The sequence below is a fragment of the Streptomyces sp. NBC_01351 genome (assembly GCF_036237315.1).
GTDB lineage: Bacteria > Actinomycetota > Actinomycetes > Streptomycetales > Streptomycetaceae > Streptomyces.
This window is the reverse complement of the sequence record NZ_CP108356.1, coordinates 4,081,981-4,099,088: the sequence shown is the minus strand read 5'-3', so window position 1 is coordinate 4,099,088 and position 17,108 is coordinate 4,081,981. Positions and strand designations below refer to the sequence as shown.

General features: G+C 70.9%; 17 protein-coding genes. 5 read left to right on the top strand and 12 right to left on the bottom strand.

Annotated elements, in window-relative coordinates; translation table 11 throughout:
* Positions 1–38: 38 nt before the first annotated feature.
* The 3 genes from OG625_RS18855 to OG625_RS18845 all read left to right on the top strand — a co-directional run bounded on the left by OG625_RS18855 (position 39) and on the right by OG625_RS18845 (position 2,428).
* Positions 39–950, top strand: a complete 912-nt coding sequence (locus OG625_RS18855; RefSeq protein WP_329382215.1) for an ABC transporter ATP-binding protein — start codon at positions 39–41, stop codon at positions 948–950.
* An 18-nt stretch (positions 951–968) separates the two neighbouring features.
* Positions 969–1,688 carry an ABC transporter permease gene (locus tag OG625_RS18850; RefSeq protein WP_329382213.1) on the top strand — a complete coding sequence of 240 codons (720 nt, stop codon included), beginning with the start codon at positions 969–971 and terminating at the stop codon, positions 1,686–1,688.
* 83 nt (positions 1,689–1,771) lie between these two features.
* A complete protein-coding gene (locus OG625_RS18845; protein ID WP_329382209.1) occupies positions 1,772–2,428 on the top strand; it encodes a rhomboid-like protein in 657 nt (218 codons plus the stop codon).
* A gap of 30 nt (positions 2,429–2,458) precedes the next feature.
* On the opposite strand, the gene OG625_RS18840 is transcribed toward OG625_RS18845, so the two are convergent.
* Both OG625_RS18840 and OG625_RS18835 read right to left on the bottom strand, forming a co-directional pair.
* A complete protein-coding gene (locus tag OG625_RS18840) occupies positions 2,459–3,103 on the bottom strand; it encodes a response regulator transcription factor (protein ID WP_329382206.1) in 645 nt (214 codons plus the stop codon).
* Positions 3,104–3,113: 10 nt separating this feature from the next.
* Complete coding sequence (locus tag OG625_RS18835; RefSeq protein ID WP_329382203.1) at positions 3,114–4,112, bottom strand: sensor histidine kinase; 999 nt, start codon at positions 4,110–4,112, stop codon at positions 3,114–3,116.
* 161 nt (positions 4,113–4,273) lie between these two features.
* Here OG625_RS18835 and OG625_RS18830 point away from each other — a divergent pair, with 161 nt between their 5' ends.
* Entirely contained in the window at positions 4,274–4,831 is a 558-nt protein-coding gene (locus OG625_RS18830; RefSeq protein ID WP_329382201.1) for a hypothetical protein, read from the top strand.
* A gap of 137 nt (positions 4,832–4,968) precedes the next feature.
* Here OG625_RS18830 and OG625_RS18825 read toward each other — a convergent pair whose 3' ends face one another.
* The 9 genes from OG625_RS18825 to OG625_RS18785 form a co-directional block, all read right to left on the bottom strand.
* Entirely contained in the window at positions 4,969–5,781 is an 813-nt protein-coding gene (locus tag OG625_RS18825) for an HAD family hydrolase (protein WP_329382198.1), read from the bottom strand.
* Entirely contained in the window at positions 5,778–7,055 is a 1,278-nt protein-coding gene (serS, locus tag OG625_RS18820; RefSeq protein ID WP_329382195.1) for a serine--tRNA ligase, read from the bottom strand. The genes OG625_RS18825 and serS overlap by 4 nt, the downstream gene beginning before the upstream one ends.
* Positions 7,056–7,582: 527 nt before the next feature.
* On the bottom strand, positions 7,583–8,518 hold the full coding sequence (pheA, locus tag OG625_RS18815; protein ID WP_329382192.1) for a prephenate dehydratase: 936 nt from the start codon (positions 8,516–8,518) through the stop codon (positions 7,583–7,585).
* A gap of 42 nt (positions 8,519–8,560) precedes the next feature.
* On the bottom strand, positions 8,561–9,838 hold the full coding sequence (gene efeB, locus OG625_RS18810; protein WP_329382189.1) for an iron uptake transporter deferrochelatase/peroxidase subunit: 1,278 nt from the start codon (positions 9,836–9,838) through the stop codon (positions 8,561–8,563).
* Positions 9,839–9,843: 5 nt separating this feature from the next.
* Complete coding sequence (locus OG625_RS18805) at positions 9,844–11,889, bottom strand: copper resistance CopC/CopD family protein (protein ID WP_329382186.1); 2,046 nt, start codon at positions 11,887–11,889, stop codon at positions 9,844–9,846.
* A 28-nt stretch (positions 11,890–11,917) separates the two neighbouring features.
* Positions 11,918–12,400: a copper chaperone PCu(A)C gene (locus tag OG625_RS18800; protein ID WP_329382183.1), complete on the bottom strand. Its 483-nt coding sequence runs from the start codon at positions 12,398–12,400 to the stop codon at positions 11,918–11,920.
* Positions 12,397–13,047 (bottom strand): SCO family protein, encoded by a 651-nt coding sequence (locus OG625_RS18795; protein ID WP_329382180.1) that lies wholly within the window; start codon positions 13,045–13,047, stop codon positions 12,397–12,399. The genes OG625_RS18800 and OG625_RS18795 overlap by 4 nt, the downstream gene beginning before the upstream one ends.
* A 38-nt stretch (positions 13,048–13,085) precedes the next feature.
* Positions 13,086–13,808: a YcnI family copper-binding membrane protein gene (locus tag OG625_RS18790; protein WP_329382177.1), complete on the bottom strand. Its 723-nt coding sequence runs from the start codon at positions 13,806–13,808 to the stop codon at positions 13,086–13,088.
* Positions 13,809–13,918: 110 nt separating this feature from the next.
* Positions 13,919–14,767, bottom strand: coding sequence for a hypothetical protein (locus tag OG625_RS18785; RefSeq protein ID WP_329382173.1), 849 nt, complete (start codon positions 14,765–14,767; stop codon positions 13,919–13,921).
* Positions 14,768–14,989: 222 nt separating this feature from the next.
* On the opposite strand from OG625_RS18785, the gene OG625_RS18780 reads away from it, so the two are divergent.
* Entirely contained in the window at positions 14,990–15,433 is a 444-nt protein-coding gene (locus OG625_RS18780; protein ID WP_329382170.1) for an ATP-binding protein, read from the top strand.
* Between the two features lie 82 nt (positions 15,434–15,515).
* Here OG625_RS18780 and OG625_RS18775 read toward each other — a convergent pair whose 3' ends face one another.
* On the bottom strand, positions 15,516–16,982 hold the full coding sequence (locus tag OG625_RS18775) for an aminopeptidase P family protein (protein ID WP_329382167.1): 1,467 nt from the start codon (positions 16,980–16,982) through the stop codon (positions 15,516–15,518).
* Between the last annotated feature and the right edge of the window lie 126 nt (positions 16,983–17,108).

Sequence of the window (17,108 nt, the reverse complement as noted above, 5' to 3'; positions counted from 1 at the left end):
TCGCCCACCACCACCCCTCTAAGGAATGGGCTGCGCCCATGACCATCATCGACATCGACCACACCTCCCGCTGGTTCGGGAACGTCGTCGCCGTCAACGACGTGACCATGCGGATCGGCCCCGGCGTCACCGGACTGCTCGGCCCCAACGGCGCCGGCAAGTCCACGCTCATCAACATGATGGGCGGCTTCCTCGCCCCCTCCACGGGCACCGTCACCCTCGACGGCGCGCCGATCTGGCGCAACGAGCAGGTCTACAAGCAGGTCGGCGTCGTGCCCGAGCGCGAGGCCATGTACGACTTCCTCACCGGCCGGGAGTTCGTCGTCGCCAACGCCGAACTGCACGGACTCGACGACGCGGACGCCCAGCGGGCGCTCGCCACCGTCGAGATGGAGTACGCCCAGGACCGCAAGATCTCCACGTACTCCAAGGGCATGCGCCAGCGCGTGAAGATGGCCTCCGCCCTCGTCCACGACCCGTCCGTACTGCTCCTGGACGAGCCGTTCAACGGCATGGACCCGCGCCAGCGCATGCAGCTGATGGACCTGCTGCGGCGCATGGGCGACGAGGGACGCACCGTCCTGTTCTCCTCCCACATCCTGGAGGAGGTCGAGCAGCTCGCCTCGCACATCGAGGTCGTCGTCGCCGGCCGGCACGCGGCCTCCGGCGACTTCCGCAAGATCCGCCGGCTCATGACGGACCGCCCGCACCGCTACCTGGTCCGCTCCTCCGACGACCGCGCCCTCGCCGCGGCCCTGATCGCCGACCCCTCCACGGCCGGCATCGAAGTCGACCTGAAGGAAGGCGTGCTGCGCATCCAGGCCGTCGACTTCGGCCGCTTCACCGAACTGCTGCCCCGGGTGGCCCGGGAGCACGGCATCCGCCTCCTGACGGTCTCGCCCTCCGACGAGTCCCTCGAGTCGGTCTTCTCCTACCTCGTCACGGCCTGAAAGGAGCTGGCACCCACCATGTACAACCCCACCGTTGCCCGGCTCACCTACCGGGCCCTGCTCGGCCGACGCCGCGCGCTGATCCTCTTCGCGCTGCCCGCCCTGCTGATCGTCATCGCGATCGCCGTGCGCGGCTTCGCCGGAGTGGACGACAGGGTCGCCGCGGACCTCCTCGGAGGCTTCGCCCTCGCCACCATGGTTCCGCTGATCGGTGTCATCGCGGGCACCGGCGCCATCGGCCCGGAGATCGACGACGGCTCGATCGTCTACCTGCTCGCCAAACCGGTGAAGCGCCCGACGATCATCATGACCAAGCTGATCGTGGCCATCGCCGTCACGATGGTCTTCTCCGCGATCCCCACCCTGATCGCCGGATTCATCCTCAACGGCAACGGCCAGCAGATCGCCGTTGCCTACACGGTCGCCGCCCTCGTCGCCTCGATCGCCTACAGCGCGCTGTTCCTGCTGCTGGGCACCGTCAGCCGGAACGCGGTCGTCTTCGGCCTCGTCTACGCCCTGATCTGGGAGTCGCTCTTCGGCAGCCTGGTCTCCGGAGCCAAGACCCTCAGCGTCCAGCAGTGGGCCCTCGCCCTCGCCGAGAAGGTCGCCGGACCGGGCTACGTCGACGCCACCGTCGCCCTGCCCACCGCGGCCGTCCTGCTCGCCGTGGTCACCGTGGGCGCCACCTTCTACGCGGGCCAGAAGCTCCGCAGCCTCACCCTCGCGGGCGAGGAGTAGGCCCGCGGGACCGCTCCGCATACCGTGCCCCGCCCGGCCCACTCGGCCAGGCGGGGCACGGCTTTACCGGTCATGATCGGTTCATGATCGAGCACAGGGAGCCGGAGCCGTCCAGGCCCATCCGGTCCTGGATACGTTCCTCGCCCGGAACGCACATCTGGCTGCTGATCATCGCCGTCACCAGCATCGTCGTCGTGATCGCGCCCGACCAGGTCGAGCGCGTCCTGATGCACCGCAACAGCAGCAACATCCACCAGCTCGTCAAATACCCCGTCCGGGCGCTCCTCAGCAGCGCCTTCTGGATCGAGAACCCGGCCTCGCTCGCCCTCTACGCCGTGCTCTTCGAGGTCTTCCACGCCCCCGTCGAACGCTGGCTCGGCACCCTGCGCTGGCTCGCGATCGTCGCGACCGCCCACATCGTCGCCACCCTCGTCAGCCAGAAGGTCCTGCTGACGGCCATCCAGGCCCACGAAGTCCCGCGCAGCATGACCCATGTCGTCGACATCGGCGTCAGCTACGGACTCGCGGCCGCGGTCGGAGTCCTCACCTACCGGCTCCCCACCCCCTGGCGGTGGTTCTACCTCGCGGGCGCGGTCGCCTTCTTCGGTATCCCGCTCGCCACCGGCGGCACCTTCACCGACCTCGGCCATGCCATCTCGCTCACGGTCGGCCTGCTCGCCTGGCCGCTCACCCGGCACGTTGTTTCTCCCCCGGCTACCGCTGGGAGGTGCCCCCTGTGAAACACCAACGTTGTTTCACGTGAAACAACGTTAGCGGTCCTCCGCCTTGGCCACACCGTGCTCCCACGCCCACGCGGCGATCCCCACCCGGTTCCGTGCCCCCAGCTTCGCCTGGACATTCGCGATGTGGGTCTTCGCCGTCCCCGCGCTGATGAACAGCTCCTCGCCGATCTCCGAGTTGGTCAGCCCCCGTGCCACCAGCCGTACGATCTCCACCTCCCGGGCAGTCAGCGGGTGCGCGGAGGGCCGTGCGACGGGACCCGCCTGCGTCAGCCTGCTCAGCAGCCGCACCGTGATCTGCGGACTGATCAGCGTGTCCCCGGCCATCGCCGCCCGCACGCCCTCGATCAGCAGCGCCGGCCCGGACCGCTTCAGCAGGAAACCGCAGGCACCGTTGCGCAGCGCCGTGTGCACGTACTCGTCCAGGTCGAAGGTGGTCACGACCAGCACCCGCGTCTGCGACGCCAGCAGCCGGGTCACCTCCAGACCGTCGAGGCGCGGCATCCGGATGTCCGCCAGCACCACGTCCGGCCGCAGCTCCCGGGCCAGCGCCACGGCGCTCTCCCCGTCCGCCGCCTCGCCCACCACGGTCATGTCCGGCTGCGAACCGAGGATCAGCCGGAAACCGCTACGGATGTCCTCTTGGTCATCGGCTATCAGGATGCGTGTGGTCACGCCGCCATGATCACCCCTGAGACGGGGGCGCCGCCGGGAACACCGCCGAAACCAGCCACCCGCCGTCCGCGCTCGCCCCGGCCCGCAACGTCCCGCCCGCCGCCTCCACCCGCCCCCGCAGACCCGCCAGCCCCGTCCCGCCCCGGCGCCTGCGCCCCAGCCCCCGCAGCCCCTGGCCAACTCCCCGCCCCGGCGCGGAGTTGGCCACGCTGACCTCTATGCCCGCTCCTGCCCGCCGTACGGAGACCCGCACCACGGCGGCCCCGGGCCCGTGCCTGCGTACGTTCGTCAACGCCTCCACGGCCACCCGGTACGCGGTCGTGTCCGCCTCCCGCGACAGCTCCCCCACCACCGCAGGGTCCACGTCCAGGGCTCCGCCCTCGAACCGATCCACCAGCCCCGGGAGTTCCGCCAGACCGGGCACCGGAGCCAGCGGCCCGCCCGCGGCCTCCTGCAGTGCGTGCACCGTACGGTCCATCGACGCCAGTGCACTCAGCCCCGCCGCCTCGATCCGCTCCAGGGCGAGGACAGCCTGTCCGGGATCCTGCGCGGCCACGAACCGGGCCGCCTGGGCCCGCACCACGATGGCGCTCACGTCGTGCGCCACGAAGTCGTGCAGATCCCGGGCCAGTTCCAGCTGCTGGTCGCGCCGCGCGTTCCGCACGGCCTGCTCCAACCGGCCCGCCTGGCGGCGCAGGTAGCCGCCGGCGGTCACCGCACCGAGGGCCGGCAACGCCCAGAAGGCCGCCGCCCCGACGATCTCCAGCCACGATCCGTCCGCCCAGATCAGTGGCACCGGCCACAGCGTCACCGCGGTCACGCCCAGTGTGCCCGCGAGGCGCCCGGACCGTACCGGGGACCAGCGGGCCACCAGTGCAAGCAGGGGCAGCAGCACCGCCATCCCCGCCAACGTCCAGGTGTCGGGCACGCGCACGGCCGAACCGAGCAGGGACAGCAGGGCTGCCGCGGTCAGGGCGGGGGCGTACAGCGCACTCGGCTTCAAGGTCACGCCACGACCCTACGAGGCCCGCTCGCCCCGGGCATCTGCCGTTCGGCAGAGTCCCACTGCCCCGCGGCCCTTCCGACCTGCTGATCGGCGGATGGTTCCGCGGCGCCCGCGGGACCAGGCTTTGAGGCATCACCCCACGCCTTCCGAAAAGGACTTGGACCATGACGACGCTCACCGCCGCTCCCGCCGCTCCCGCCGCTCCGGCCGTTGCCACCGACCCCGCCGTCAGCCGCCCGATCCGCTGGGCCGCCCACGCGGCCGCGTTCACCCTCGTCCCCAGTGGCCTGTGGAGGGTCGCCATCGCGGTCGGCATACCCGTCGGCTGGGGAGCCGGCAGCGGCCTGGAGGCGGAGCTCTTCCCGGGCGTGTGGTCCTTCTACCTGCTGGCCCTCAGCGCCCTCGCCGAAGGCCTCGGCCTGCTCACTCTCGGCCTCGTACAGCGCTGGGGCGAGGTGGTGCCGAGCTGGATCCCCCGGCTGGGCGGCCGCCGGATCCCGCCCCTCGCGGCCGTCGTCCCCGCAGCCCTGGGGGCGATCGCAGTGACCCTGGTGACGGTCCCCGGTGCCTTCGCCTGGTCCTCCAACATGGCGATGCCGGGAGCACCCACCGGGGCCGGCTGGTGGCTGATGACCCTCTGCTACGCCCCGCTGGTGCTCTGGGGCCCGCTCCTCGGGGTCGTGACCGTCGCGTACTGGCGCCGCCGCAGGCTCCACGGCTGACGCGGAGAAATTCGCTGGTACGGGGAGTGCGCCGGAGGCAGAGTGAGCAGTGCGGGGAGCAACAAAAGGTCCGGGGCAGCCACTTCGAGCGCGCCATCTGGCGCGGGCTGCCCCGGACCTCTCGTACGTCTTGCCCGTTACGCGGCGCCCAGCAGACGCTCCAGCACCACCGCGATGCCGTCCTCCTCGTTGGAGGTCGTCACCTCGTCGGCCACGGCCTTGAGCTCCGCGTGGGCATTGGCCATCGCCACCCCGTGCGCGGCCCAGCCGAACATGGGGATGTCGTTGGGCATGTCACCGAATGCGATGGTGTCCGCCGCCTTCACTCCCAGCCGACGGGCGGCCAGCGACAGCCCGGTGGCCTTGGTCAGCCCCAGCGGCAGGATCTCCACGATGCCCGGACCCGCCATGACGATGTCGACCAGGCTGCCCACGGTCTGCCGGGCCACCTTGACGAGCGCGTCCTCGTCCAGCCCGGGGTGCTGGATGTACAGCTTGTTCAGCGGAGCCGTCCACACGGCTGCGGTGTCCTCCAGGTATATGGCCGGAAGGCCCTCCTGCACCTGGTAGCCGGGCCCGAACAGCACCTCGCCGTCGACCCCGTCCCGGCTCGCCGCCAGGGCCAGCGGACCGACCTCGGCTTCGAGCTTCGACAGCGCCAGAGCGGCCAGCTGCCGGTCCAGCGTCACCGAGGTCAGCAGCCGGTGCGCACCCGCGTCGTAGACCTGGGCGCCCTGCCCGCACACGGCGATCCCCTTGTAGCCGAGATCGTCCAGTACGTGCCGGGTCCAGGGCACGGCCCGGCCGGTGACGATGATGTGCGCCGCGCCCGCCGCGGTGGCCGCGACGAGCGCTTCACGGGTGCGTTCCGAGACGGTGTCGTCGCCACGCAGCAGCGTGCCGTCGAGATCGGTCGCGACGAGCTTGTACGGGAACGTGGCCGGGCTCACTTGGTGATCGGCTCCAGGACCTCGCGACCGCCGAGGTACGGACGCAGCACGGGGGGCACCCGGACCGAACCGTCGGCCTGCTGGTGGTTCTCCAGGATCGCGACGATCGTGCGCGGTACGGCGCACAGCGTGCCGTTCAGCGTGGACAGCGGCTGGGTCTTCTTGCCGTCGCGGTAGCGGATCGACAGGCGGCGGGCCTGGAATCCGTCGCAGTTCGAGGCGGACGTCAGCTCGCGGTACTTGCCCTGCGTCGGGATCCACGCCTCGCAGTCGAACTTGCGCGAGGCGGAGGAACCGAGGTCACCGGTGGCGACGTCGATCACCTGGAACGGCAGCTCCAGGCTGGTCAGCCACTGCTTCTCCCACTCCAGGAGCCGCTGGTGCTCGGCCTCGGCCTCGTCCGGCGCGACGTACGAGAACATCTCGACCTTGTCGAACTGGTGGACGCGGAAGATCCCGCGGGTGTCCTTGCCGTACGTACCGGCCTCGCGGCGGAAGCACGGCGAGAAGCCGGCGTACCGCAGCGGCAGCTTGTCGGCGTCGATGATCTCGTCCATGTGGTACGCGGCGAGCGGGACCTCGGAGGTGCCGACCAGGTAGAAGTCGTCCTTCTCCAGGTGGTAGACGTTCTCCGCGGCCTGGCCGAGGAAGCCGGTGCCCTCCATGGCGCGCGGGCGGACCAGCGCCGGGGTGAGCATCGGGATGAAGCCGGCCTCGGTCGCCTGCGCGATCGCCGCGTTGACCAGGGCGAGCTCCAGCAGGGCGCCCACGCCGGTCAGGTAGTAGAAGCGCGAGCCCGACACCTTGGCGCCGCGCTCCACGTCGATGGCGCCCAGCGACTCGCCGAGCTCCAGGTGGTCCTTGGGCTCGAAGCCCTCGGCGGCGAAGTCGCGGATGGTGCCGTGCGTCTCCAGGACGGTGAAGTCCTCTTCGCCGCCGACGGGGACGTCCTCGTGGACGATGTTGCCGAGCTTGAGGAGCAGCTGCTTCGCGGCCTCGTCGGCCTCGTTCTGCTCGGCCTCGGCGGCCTTGACGTCCTGCTTGAGCCGCTCGGCCTTCTTCAGCAGCTCTGCCCGCTCCTCGGGGGAGGCCTTGGGGATGAGCTTGCCGAGCGACCTCTGCTCATTGCGCAGTTCGTCGAAGCGCATGCCTGAGGACCTGCGGCGCTCGTCGGCGGAGAGCAGTGCGTCGACGAGCTCGACGTCCTCTCCACGAGCGCGCTGCGAGGCGCGGACACGGTCAGGGTCTTCACGGAGCAGCCGGAGGTCAATCACCCCTCCAGGCTACCGGGCTGGCGTTCCTGGGATCACACCGATATCACGCTGCGTGTCGCTTTGTCCCAATTGCGGCGAATGGATAAGTCTTGGCGGTCGGCCGGAAGTGACCCTTCCTGCCTGGTCGATAAAAGCGCCCCATTCCCCGGAAAGGGACACAAGGTCGGCGGGGCGCCGGGCCCTGATCAGGGCCGGAGGCCGTTCCTTGTCCACAGGAATTCGCAGCGCCCCGATCTTATCCACAGGCTGTGCGCCGCATCTGTGGACACGGGAATAGATCATTCCCGACCGGTGGAAGGCGGAGGCGAATCAGGGTTCAAACCACCCTCACACACTCATTCGGGTGGGAATGACTCGCCCCAAAGAGTTGATCGGTGATACGCGGGTGACGCCGTTCACCTTCCGCTCTCCAGCGCGAAACCTGAGTCCTGCGACCGATATGTCGACCTTGTCGTACCGTTCTGTCGACTTGTCCCCAGGCTGGCTTGGTGGCCTGTGGATAACTCTGTGGACAGTGGACGGGGGTCTTAAGCCCGGCCGTCGAGGCAGCGAGTCAGCCAGTCGGAGGCGGCCGTGAAGTCACCGTCGGAGGTGCCCGGCCGGGGCGTGCGGACGTCACCCGGAGTGACGCCTGCCCTCGGGTAGGAACCGAGGAAGCGGACCTGGGGGCAGGTCCGCTTGAGCCCCATGAGGGCTTCGCTCACCCTGCGGTCGGAGATGTGGCCCTCGGCGTCGACGGCGAAGCAGTAGTTGCCGATGCCCTCACCGGTCGGCCGGGACTGGATCAGCATGAGGTTGACCCCTCGTACGGCGAACTCCTGGAGCAGCTCCAGCAGCGCGCCGGGGTGGTCGTCGCCGAGCCACAGCACGACGGAGGTCTTGTCCGCGCCCGTCGGGGCGGCCGGCCGGGCGGGGCGCCCGACGAGCACGAACCGGGTCTCGGCGTTCTCGGCGTCGTGGATCTCGGTGACCAGCGGTACGAGGCCGTAGGTGGCGGCGGCGAACTCGCCGGCGAAAGCGGCGTCGAAGCGCCCTTCCTGCACCAGCCGGGCGCCGTCGGCGTTGGAGGCGGCCGACTCCCACGCCGCGTCCGGCAGGTTCGCCCGCAGCCAGTTGCGCACCTGCGGCTGGGCCACCGGGTGTCCGGTGACGGTCTTGACGTCGGACAGCGCCGTCCCGGGCCGCACGAGCAGCGCGAACGCGATGGGCAGCAGCACTTCGCGGTAGATCATCAGAGGTTCGCCGGAGGCGAGCTCGTCGAGGGTGGCGGTGACCCCGCCCTCGACCGAGTTCTCGATCGGGACGAGGGCGGCAGCGGCCTCGCCGTTGCGCACGGCGTCCAGGGCCGCCGGGACGGACACCATCGGGACGAGCTCCCGGGTGGCGGCTTCCGGGAGCGTGCGCAGGGCGGCTTCGGTGAAGGTGCCCTCGGGACCGAGATACGTGAAGCGGGTGGCCGACATGCGGTCAGCCTAATGCCGGGGTGTCCGCCGCCGGGGTGCCGTTCACCCTTCGAGCAGCCGCTGTCCCACGTACTCCCCGGCGCGCGGGCCGGGCGGGACGGCGTACAGGCCGCTGGACTCGTGCCGGATGAAGTCCGACAGGGCGTCGCCGCGGTCGAGCTTGCGCTGGACGGGTACGAAGCCGCGCAGCGGATCGGCCTGCCAGCAGATGAAGAGGAGCCCCGCGTCGGGAGTGCCGTCGGCGGCGATCCCGTCGTGGAAGGAGAAGGGACGCCGCAGCATGGCGGCCCCGCCGTTCTGCGCCGGGGCGGAGATCCGGGCGTGGGCATTGGACGGGATGACGGGCTTGCCGTCGGCCCCGAACTTGTCCAGTGCCATCGGGGTGGTCTCGGTGCCGCCGGTCAGCGGGGCGCCGGTGGCCTTGGTACGGCCGATGACCTGCTCCTGCTGTGCGAGCGACTGCTTGTCCCAGTCGTCCAGGAGCATGCGGATGCGTCGCACGACGGCGTACGAGCCCCCGGCCATCCACGCGTGTTCGGCAGGACCGGGGCCCGCATCGGGGACGAAGATCCGCTTGTCGAAGTCGGGCTGCGCGGGCTTCGGGTTCCCGGTGCCGTCGATCTGGCCCATCAGGTTGCGGGCGGTCATCGGGGTGCCGGTCGCACCGGGGGACCGGTTGAAGCCGTTCATCTGCCAGCGGACCCGGGCGGCGTCCCCCGCGTCCTTCTGCAGGGCACGCAGGGCGTGGAAGGCGACGAGTCCGTCGTTCGCGCCGATCTGGATCCACAGGTCGCCGTTGCTGCGCTGGGCGTCGAGCCGGTCGGAGGAGAAGTCCGGCAGCGGGTCGAGAGCGGCGGGGCGGCGGGCTGTGAGACCGGTGCGGTCGAAGAAGGAGTGGCCGAAGCCGAAGGTGACGGTGAGGGAGGACGGCCCGGCGTCGAGGGCGATGCCGCTGTCGGCGGTCGTGGCGGTCTCGCCCGCCATCAGCCGCCGTGCGGTGTCGGACCAGCGCCGCAACAGCGCGGCCGCCTCGGTACGGCCGGCTCCGGCGACGAGGTCGAAGGCGAGGACGTGGCCCTTGGCCTGGAGGGGGGTGGTGATGCCGGCCTGGTGGTCCCCGTCGAAGGCGACCCGGGTGGCGCCGAGGGAGGACAGGCTTCCGGCGCCGCCGGAGGCGGAGCCCCTCCCGGGGTCGGCGAACGCGGAGTGGGCGGCTGCGCCGCCGGCGGCGCCGAGCGCGAGCCCCGCGGCGCCTGCGGCGCCGACGGTGCCCAGCAGCCGGCGCCGGGAGATCTCGATGTCGGGGTTGCTGTCGGTCACGCTGTTCAGCCGATCTTCACGTTCTTCTGGACGGTCGTCTGGTCGATGTCGGAGGTGCGTACGGTCACGTCGATGCGCCATTCCCCGGCGAGCGGCAGCTGGACACCGGACGCGGTCCAGTGTCCGGGGCCGGCGCGTTCGGGGACGAGCGGCAGGGGCCCGATGTCCTTGGCGGAGAGGGTGAAGGCGACCTTGATCTCGGGGAGGTCGAGGGGCTTGCCGTCTCCGGATTCGGCCCACAGGTGCAAGGTGTTGGCGCCGACCCGGCCGGGGTCGAGCTCCAGCCGGACCGCCCCCTTGCCGTTCGGGCCGCTGGTGTCGAAGGGCAAGGTGACCTTGACCGCGCGGTCGGGCACGGCGGGGGCGGCGGAACCGCGGCTCGTCTCCTGCTCGACGGTGCGCCCGGGCTCGGTGCTGGTGAGGACCGTGGTGACGGCGAGCAGGATCACGGCGACAGCGGCCTCGGCGAGGACGGAGCGGCGCAGACCGGTACGGTCCGGGTCCGCGTCGCGGACCTGCTTCTCGCGCGCGCTCTCTCGGGCGGCGTGCTGGCGGGCCAGCTGGGCGGCTCGCTTGGGGTCGGCCGGGACGGTGACGGACTCGGTTTCACTGGGGGTACCCCCAGCGGTGGCTGGGGGCGAAACATCGGTGGCTGTTTCACGTGAAACATCGCCGGGTGCCCCCACCTCGGTCGGCTGGGTGTCGGCGAGCCGGCCGGTCCACCTGCGGGACAGGTAGGCGAGGGCGACGAGGACGGCGACCAGGCCGACCTTCACGAGCAGCAGTCGTCCGTAGTCGGTCCCGGTGAGCGCGGACCAGCTGCCGATCTGGCGCCAGGACTGGTACACGCCGGTGACGGCGAGGACCAGGACGCTGACGAAGGCGACCTTGGAGAAGCGCTGGACGGCGGCGCGCTCGATCCCGGGGACCTTGTGGAGGGCGACGAGCAGGGCCGCGAGACCGCCGAGCCAGGTGGCCACGGCCAGCAGGTGGAGGATGTCGGCGGGCATGGCGATGCCGGGCTGGATACCGGTGGAGGCATGTTCGGAGAGGGCCCAGGTGGCGGCGATGCCGGCGGAGACGACCGCGCCGCCGATGGCCAGTCCGAAGGTGAGGTCGTCGGCGTCCCGGGCGTCCCCGGTGTCCTCCGAGCCCTCCTCCGGGCCGTCCGCAGAGCCCTGCTCCGAGCCGCTCTCCAAGCCCTCCTCGGTGCTTTCGGAGCCCTGCTGGCGACGTGCGTAGACACCGAGGAGGACCGCGATGAACAGGGCGGCGGCCCCCAGCAGGAGCAGGCGGGAGACGAGCGAGGCGCCGGTCTTGGTCGCCAGGACGGCACGCAGCCCGTCGAGGTCGAAGGCATCGCCGAACTTCCCGGACCCGGTGTAGGGGGCGCGGAGCACCAGCATCACGAGGGTGGCGGTGGTCAGGGTGACCCAGGCGCGCACGATGAGCTTCTGGAGCGGCCGCTGCGCGGCGCCGCGGCGCCAGCACAGCAGGATGAAGGCGGCGGCGCCGACGAGGACGGCGAAGCCCGCGTAGGCGGCGTAGCGGGCGATGCCGTAGGCGATGCCCACCGGGCCGCCGCCCACCTGTTGGGCGGGAAGGGAAACGGTGGTGGCGGAGGGGGCACCGATGGAGAAGGTGAAGGCGCCGGCGATGGGATGGCTGTCGGCGGAGACGGCCTGCCAGGCCACGGTGTACGTGCCGTTGGGTAGACCGGCGCGCAGCGCGGTGCCGTAGCGGATGGTGTTCGCGCTGCACAGGTCGTGCAGTTCGCCGGTGTCCACGCGCTTGCCCTGGGGGTCCAGGACCCGGATGGAGTCGTCGCCCATGGCGACCTGCTCCGAGAAGGAGAGCGTGACCTGGGCGGGGGCCGTGGCGACCACCGCCCCGTCCTTGGGGTCGCTCGCGGTGAGTGCTGCGTGTGCCGTGGCCGGGGCGGCCGCGGTGAACAGGATTGCCAGCATGGCTGCGAGGACCAGCGCGAGCCGCGGCAGCAGTGCCGTGGCGCGGACGCGGGCCGCGGAGGGGGCGGGGGCGGTGGTCGTCATGGCGTGTCAGTCCCTCGGTGCGGGTCCGTCAGTGACCGTTGCTGTTCTGGGCGTTGTAGGTCCGTTCCTTCACGTCCAGCTCGACCTTGACCGGGTCGGCCTTCTCGAAGCGCAGCTCGACCGTGACCTTGTCGCCGACCTTCGGGGTGCTCTTGAGGCCCATGAACATGACGTGGTTGCCGCCGCGTTCCAGCTTGAGTTCACCGTTGGCAGGCACGTCCATGGAGGGGACCTGCTGCATCTTCTGGTCCTTGGTCTCGTGGATCTGGAGATCGTCGGAGAGCGCGGAGGTGACGCCGGTGAGCTTGTCGGCGGTCTTGGAGTCGTTCTTGATGACCATGAAGGCGCCGGCCATCTTGTCGTTGACGGGCTGCGGCATGTAGGCGCCGCTGACCGTCATCTTCGGCTTGCCGTTGCCGGAGTCGCCGGAGTCCGAGGAGCAGCCGGATATGGCGAGTGCTGCCGTCAGGGAGAGGGCGGCGGCGAGGGTGCCGGTGGTGCGGGCGGTCACGGGTTCTCTCCCTTGATGATCTTCGGCAGGTCCTTGGTGTAGTCGTCGACGGTGGTGCCCTCGCCGTAGAGGACGTAGCCCTCGTCGGTCTTGGGCGAGAACGCGATGACCTGGGCGCCGTGCATGGAGACGACCTTGCCGTTGGTGTCCTTCTTGGCGGCCTCGATGCCGATGCCGAGCGAGCGCGCGGCGGCCTGGATGGTGGTGAAGTCCCCGGTGAGCCCGACGAACGCGGGGTCCTGGGCCTTGAGCCACGAGCCGAGGGATTCGGGAGTGTCCCGTTCGGGGTCGGTGGTGACGAAGACGACCTGGAGATCAGCCTGGTCGGCCTTGGGGAGCGCCTTCTTGGCGACGGCGATGTTGCTCATCGTCAGCGGGCACACGTCGGGGCAGTTGGTGTAGCCGAAGTAGATGAGCGTCGGCTTGCCCTTGGTCTGCTCGCGCAGGTTCCACGGCTTGCCGGTGGTGTCCGTGAGGACGAGCTCCGGCTTGGTGAAGGGGCGGTCCAGGACGGTCGCGGCCTTCGCGTTGCTCTGGCCGCCGGAGATTTGGGTGACCGTGCCGGGCTTGGCCGGGTCGCCGCAGGCGGTGAGGGTGAGTGCGGCCGCCGCGAGGAGGGCGGCGACCGTCACACGTGTGGTGCGCATGAAGAGGTGTCCCTGTGATCGGGGATGGTTCGGATGGGTCAGGCGGAGCGGCGGCGGGAGGCGATACCGAAGGCGACACCACCGAGCCCGATGACGATGCCGGCGATGCCGAGGGCGCGCGCCGTGTTGTCGGCGCCGTGCTTGGCGTCGGCCTTGTCGTGGTTCTGCGCCGCGTCCTTGGCGGTCTTCGCGTCCTTGGAGTTCTTGTCGTCACCGTGGTGGTCGGCGCCCTTGGCGGCGGTCAGCTTCAGGACGGGCGCCGGGTTCTGCGGTTCCGCGGCGCCTTCCTTGGCTTCCTCGATCCAGCGGACGACCTCGCCGTTGTCGTAGGTCTGGATGGACTTGAAGACCATCTGGTCCGCGTTCTCGGGGAGCTTGCCGACGGAGACCGGGAACTGCTGGAACTTGCCGGACTCGATCTTGCCGCCGGTCCAGGTGACCTTGGTGACGACCTCGTTGATCTGCTTGCCGTGGACGGTGAGCGGCTTGTCGAGCTTGGTCTTCTCGACGGTGGACGTCCAGCCGGGGATGTCCTGCGGCATGACGGACGTGAGCGGCTGGTCGACCGGGAAGTTGACCTCGAGCTGGGTGGTCGCAGCGTTGTCGCGTTCGTTGGGGACCTTGAAGTTGAGAGTCGCATAGCCGCCCTTGGCAGCTTCCCCGACGGGTTGCACGCCGACGTGGGCGGAGGCGGGACCGGACAGGAGGAGGACGGTACCGGCGGCGAGCGCGGCGGCGAAGGAGACGCGAGAGGTCTTCATGGCGGAAACACTCCACGGAAGCAGTGGTGACGGTGGCTCCGCGCACGGGCGCGCGCGGAGTTCGCGGCACCGGTGCTCCCGTGGTGTGTCCCGGGGAGGAGGGTGCCGCGTCAGGCTGCGAGGGCGAGCGCCGTGGGCGGCCCGCGCCTGATCACCGTGTGCTGGAGCGCCTCGCGGCCGGTGGCGGCGGGGTCGGCTTCGGTCCGCAGGGTCTGCCGGGCAAGGGCGGGCGCATCCGGAAGTCCGGCGCCGAGGGCCCGTACGAGGGCCAGCGCGGCGCGCAGCGGGCGTACCGGGCGTACCGGGCCGGCGTCGGCCGAGAGCCGGGACAGTTCGAGGAGTCGGAACAGTGCGGCGTCGCCGCGCCCGAGCAGCCACCCGGCGGCGAGCGCGGCCAGCAGGTGGCCGATGAGCATGGCCGGACTGAACAGGCCGGTCGCGGGGGCGCCGGTGGCGGCTTGGGCCAGGTGCGCGTGCGCTCCGTGGCCCTGCGCGGCGAGGTCTCCGGCCTGTCCGGCCTGGGCGGCGAGCGCGGCCGGGTCCAGCCCGGCGCTCTCCAGGATCTGCCGGGCGTCGGCGGGGCTGAGCGGTACGGAGTTGCCCCCGCACACCAGTCGGGCGGCGAGCGCCGCGAGCGAGCCGTCGTCGGGTGCGGCGTTGCCGGCCGGTACCTGCCCGGCCGCGGCGCTGTGCTGGCCGAGGCCGAACAGCGTGTGCAGGGCGAGTTGTCCGGCGGCGAGCCCGGCGGCGATGCCGGGCAGTGCGCGCCGGCGTCCCGCGAGCGGGGCCGCGACGGCGAAGACCGCGACGAAGCCGGCGCACAGCGACCACCAGGGCACGGTGGCGCAGGACGCCAGGGCGTGCCCGGCCCCGGACAGCACGACACAGACCGCGGTGAACACCGCGGCCCGGATCATCCGGAGGGAGGCTCCGGCGTGCGTCGCGTGGGGGGCAGTCATGGCCGGGCCATCATCGCACTGCGCTTAGGCCCTCCATACGGCAGGTCCGGAAGGTCCCTTGAGTCCGCTCTGGGGATGGCTTGAGACGGGCACCGGTGCCGGGGTCCGGCCGCCCGCATACACCGCTGTCCGGGAGCGCCGCCATCGGCCGAACGGGGGCATTGCGCGCTCGGTCGCCCTCGAAGCGCTTATGACCCCCCGTGGGCGGCAATAGGTAACAGTATGAGCATCTGGTGGTCTCTCCACTTGAGGCGCGAAGCCGCGAGCGTGCCGCTCGCCAGGCGACTGCTGCTCGGGACGATGGAGACCGCGGGGGTGGACCCGGACATCTCCTTCGACCTCTCGGTGGCCCTGAGCGAGGCGTGTGCGAACGCGGTGGAGCACGGAGGGCACGGCGACCTCCCGCACGAGACCGAGGCGTACCACGTCACGGCCTATCTGGACGGGGACCGCTGTCGCATCGAGGTGAGCGATTCGGGGCCGGGTTTCCCTGCCGCGACGGTGGCCCGTCGCAGACCGTCCCTGGCCGAGAACGGCCGGGGACTGCACTTGATCGCGGAGCTCGCGGATCACGTCCGCTTCCGCAACCGGCCGGGCCGCGGGGCGGTCGTCAGCTTCGACAAGATGCTGAAGTGGCGGGACGACGCGCTGCTCAAGGTTTCCTGATCCCGGACGGGGTACGACGCGCCGGTGGGCGGGACCCCGTACGGGATCCCGCCCACCGGCGGAGTGCGTCGGCTCCTGAGCGTCAGCCCTTGAGGCGCGCCATCCAGGACTCGACCTCGACCGACGTGCGGGGCAGTCCGGCCGACAGGTTCCGGTTGCCGTCCTCGGTGACGAGGATGTCGTCCTCGATCCGGACGCCGATGCCGCGGTACTCCTCGGGCACGCTCAGGTCGTCGGCCTGGAAGTACAGACCGGGCTCGACGGTCAGGCACATGCCCGGCTCCAGCGTGCCGTCGACGTACGCCTCGGTGCGCGCGGCCGCGCAGTCGTGGACGTCCATGCCGAGCATGTGGCCGGTGCCGTGGAGGGTCCAGCGGCGCTGCAGGCCGAGCTCCAGGACGCGCTCGACCGGGCCCTCCAGCAGGCCCCACTCGACGAGCTTCTCGGCCAGTACGTGCTGGGAGGCGTCGTGGAAGTCGCGGAACTTCGCACCCGGCTTGACGGCGGCGATGCCGGCTTCCTGGGACTCGTAGACCGCGTCGTAGATCTTGCGCTGGATGTCCGTGTACGTGCCGTTGATCGGCAGCGTGCGCGTGACGTCGGCCGTGTAGAGGGAGTGGGTCTCGACGCCGGCGTCGAGCAGCAGCAGGTCGCCGGAACGGACGTCGCCGTCGTTTCGGACCCAGTGCAGGGTGCAGGCGTGCGGGCCGGCGGCGCAGATGGAGCCGTAGCCGACGTCATTGCCCTCGACGCGGGCGCGCAGGAAGAAGGTGCCCTCGATGTAGCGCTCGGAGGTGGCCTCCGCCTTGTCGAGGACCTTCACGACGTCCTCGAAGCCGCGGACGGTGGAGTCGACGGCCTTCTGCAGTTCGCCGATCTCGAACTCGTCCTTCACGGCGCGGGCCTCGGAGAGGTAGACGCGCAGCTCCTCGTCGCGCTCCTTGGTCACCTTGTCGGTGAGGGCGGACTCGATGACGGAGTCGTGGCCGCGGACGGCCCGAACCGGGCCCTCGGCCTCGGTGAGCGCTTCGGCGAGCTCGCGGACGTCCTTTGCCGGGATGCCCAGGAGCTGCTCGGCCTCGGTGAGCGAGTGGCGGCGGCCGACCCACAGCTCGCCCTGGCCGGAGAGCCAGAACTCGCCGTTCTCGCGGTTGGAGCGCGGCAGCAGGTAGATCGTGGCGGTGTGCCCGGTCTCCCCAGTGGGCTCCAGGACCAGGACGCCGTTCTCGGTCTGGTCGCCGGTGAGGTACGCGTACTCGGTCGAGGCGCGGAAGGGGTACTCGGTGTCGTTCGAGCGGGTCTTCAGGCGGCCCGCGGGGACGACGAGGCGATCGCCGGGGAAGCGGGCGGACAGCGCGGCGCGGCGGGCGGCGGTGTGTGCGGCCTGCGCGATGGGCTCCAGCCCGTGCAGCTCGGTGTCGGCCCAGCCGGTGCGCATGCTCTCGGCAAGTTCGTCGCTGACGCCCGGGTACAGACCGTTCTTGCGCTGCTTGTGCGTCTTCTTGGGCTGCTCTTCTTCCGGGGTCTCCGGGGTGAGCTCGTCAGCCACGTCTTCTCCTCAGCTACGACAGACACGGACCTGGGTGTGGACCTCGTCCATCGTATGTGTGAGCGGGCGGCCCCCGAAGGCCGTGTGCCATATAGCACAAACAGCCAAAATGGCCGCAATAGTCAC

Bases quoted from the DNA above. Each gene is read 5' to 3' on its own strand.
- pheA (WP_329382192.1), bottom strand. From the start codon at position 8,518: ATGTCGGCCACCCGCTTCACGTATCTCGGTCCCGAGGGCACCTTCACC.
- OG625_RS18850 (WP_329382213.1), top strand. From the start codon at position 969: ATGTACAACCCCACCGTTGCCCGGCTCACCTACCGGGCCCTGCTCGGC.
- OG625_RS18845 (WP_329382209.1), top strand. From the start codon at position 1,772: ATGATCGAGCACAGGGAGCCGGAGCCGTCCAGGCCCATCCGGTCCTGG.
- OG625_RS18790 (WP_329382177.1), bottom strand. From the start codon at position 13,808: ATGAAGACCTCTCGCGTCTCCTTCGCCGCCGCGCTCGCCGCCGGTACC.
- OG625_RS18795 (WP_329382180.1), bottom strand. From the start codon at position 13,047: ATGCGCACCACACGTGTGACGGTCGCCGCCCTCCTCGCGGCGGCCGCA.
- OG625_RS18780 (WP_329382170.1), top strand. From the start codon at position 14,990: ATGAGCATCTGGTGGTCTCTCCACTTGAGGCGCGAAGCCGCGAGCGTG.
- OG625_RS18785 (WP_329382173.1), bottom strand. From the start codon at position 14,767: ATGACTGCCCCCCACGCGACGCACGCCGGAGCCTCCCTCCGGATGATC.
- OG625_RS18830 (WP_329382201.1), top strand. From the start codon at position 4,274: ATGACGACGCTCACCGCCGCTCCCGCCGCTCCCGCCGCTCCGGCCGTT.
- OG625_RS18855 (WP_329382215.1), top strand. From the start codon at position 39: ATGACCATCATCGACATCGACCACACCTCCCGCTGGTTCGGGAACGTC.
- OG625_RS18805 (WP_329382186.1), bottom strand. From the start codon at position 11,889: ATGACGACCACCGCCCCCGCCCCCTCCGCGGCCCGCGTCCGCGCCACG.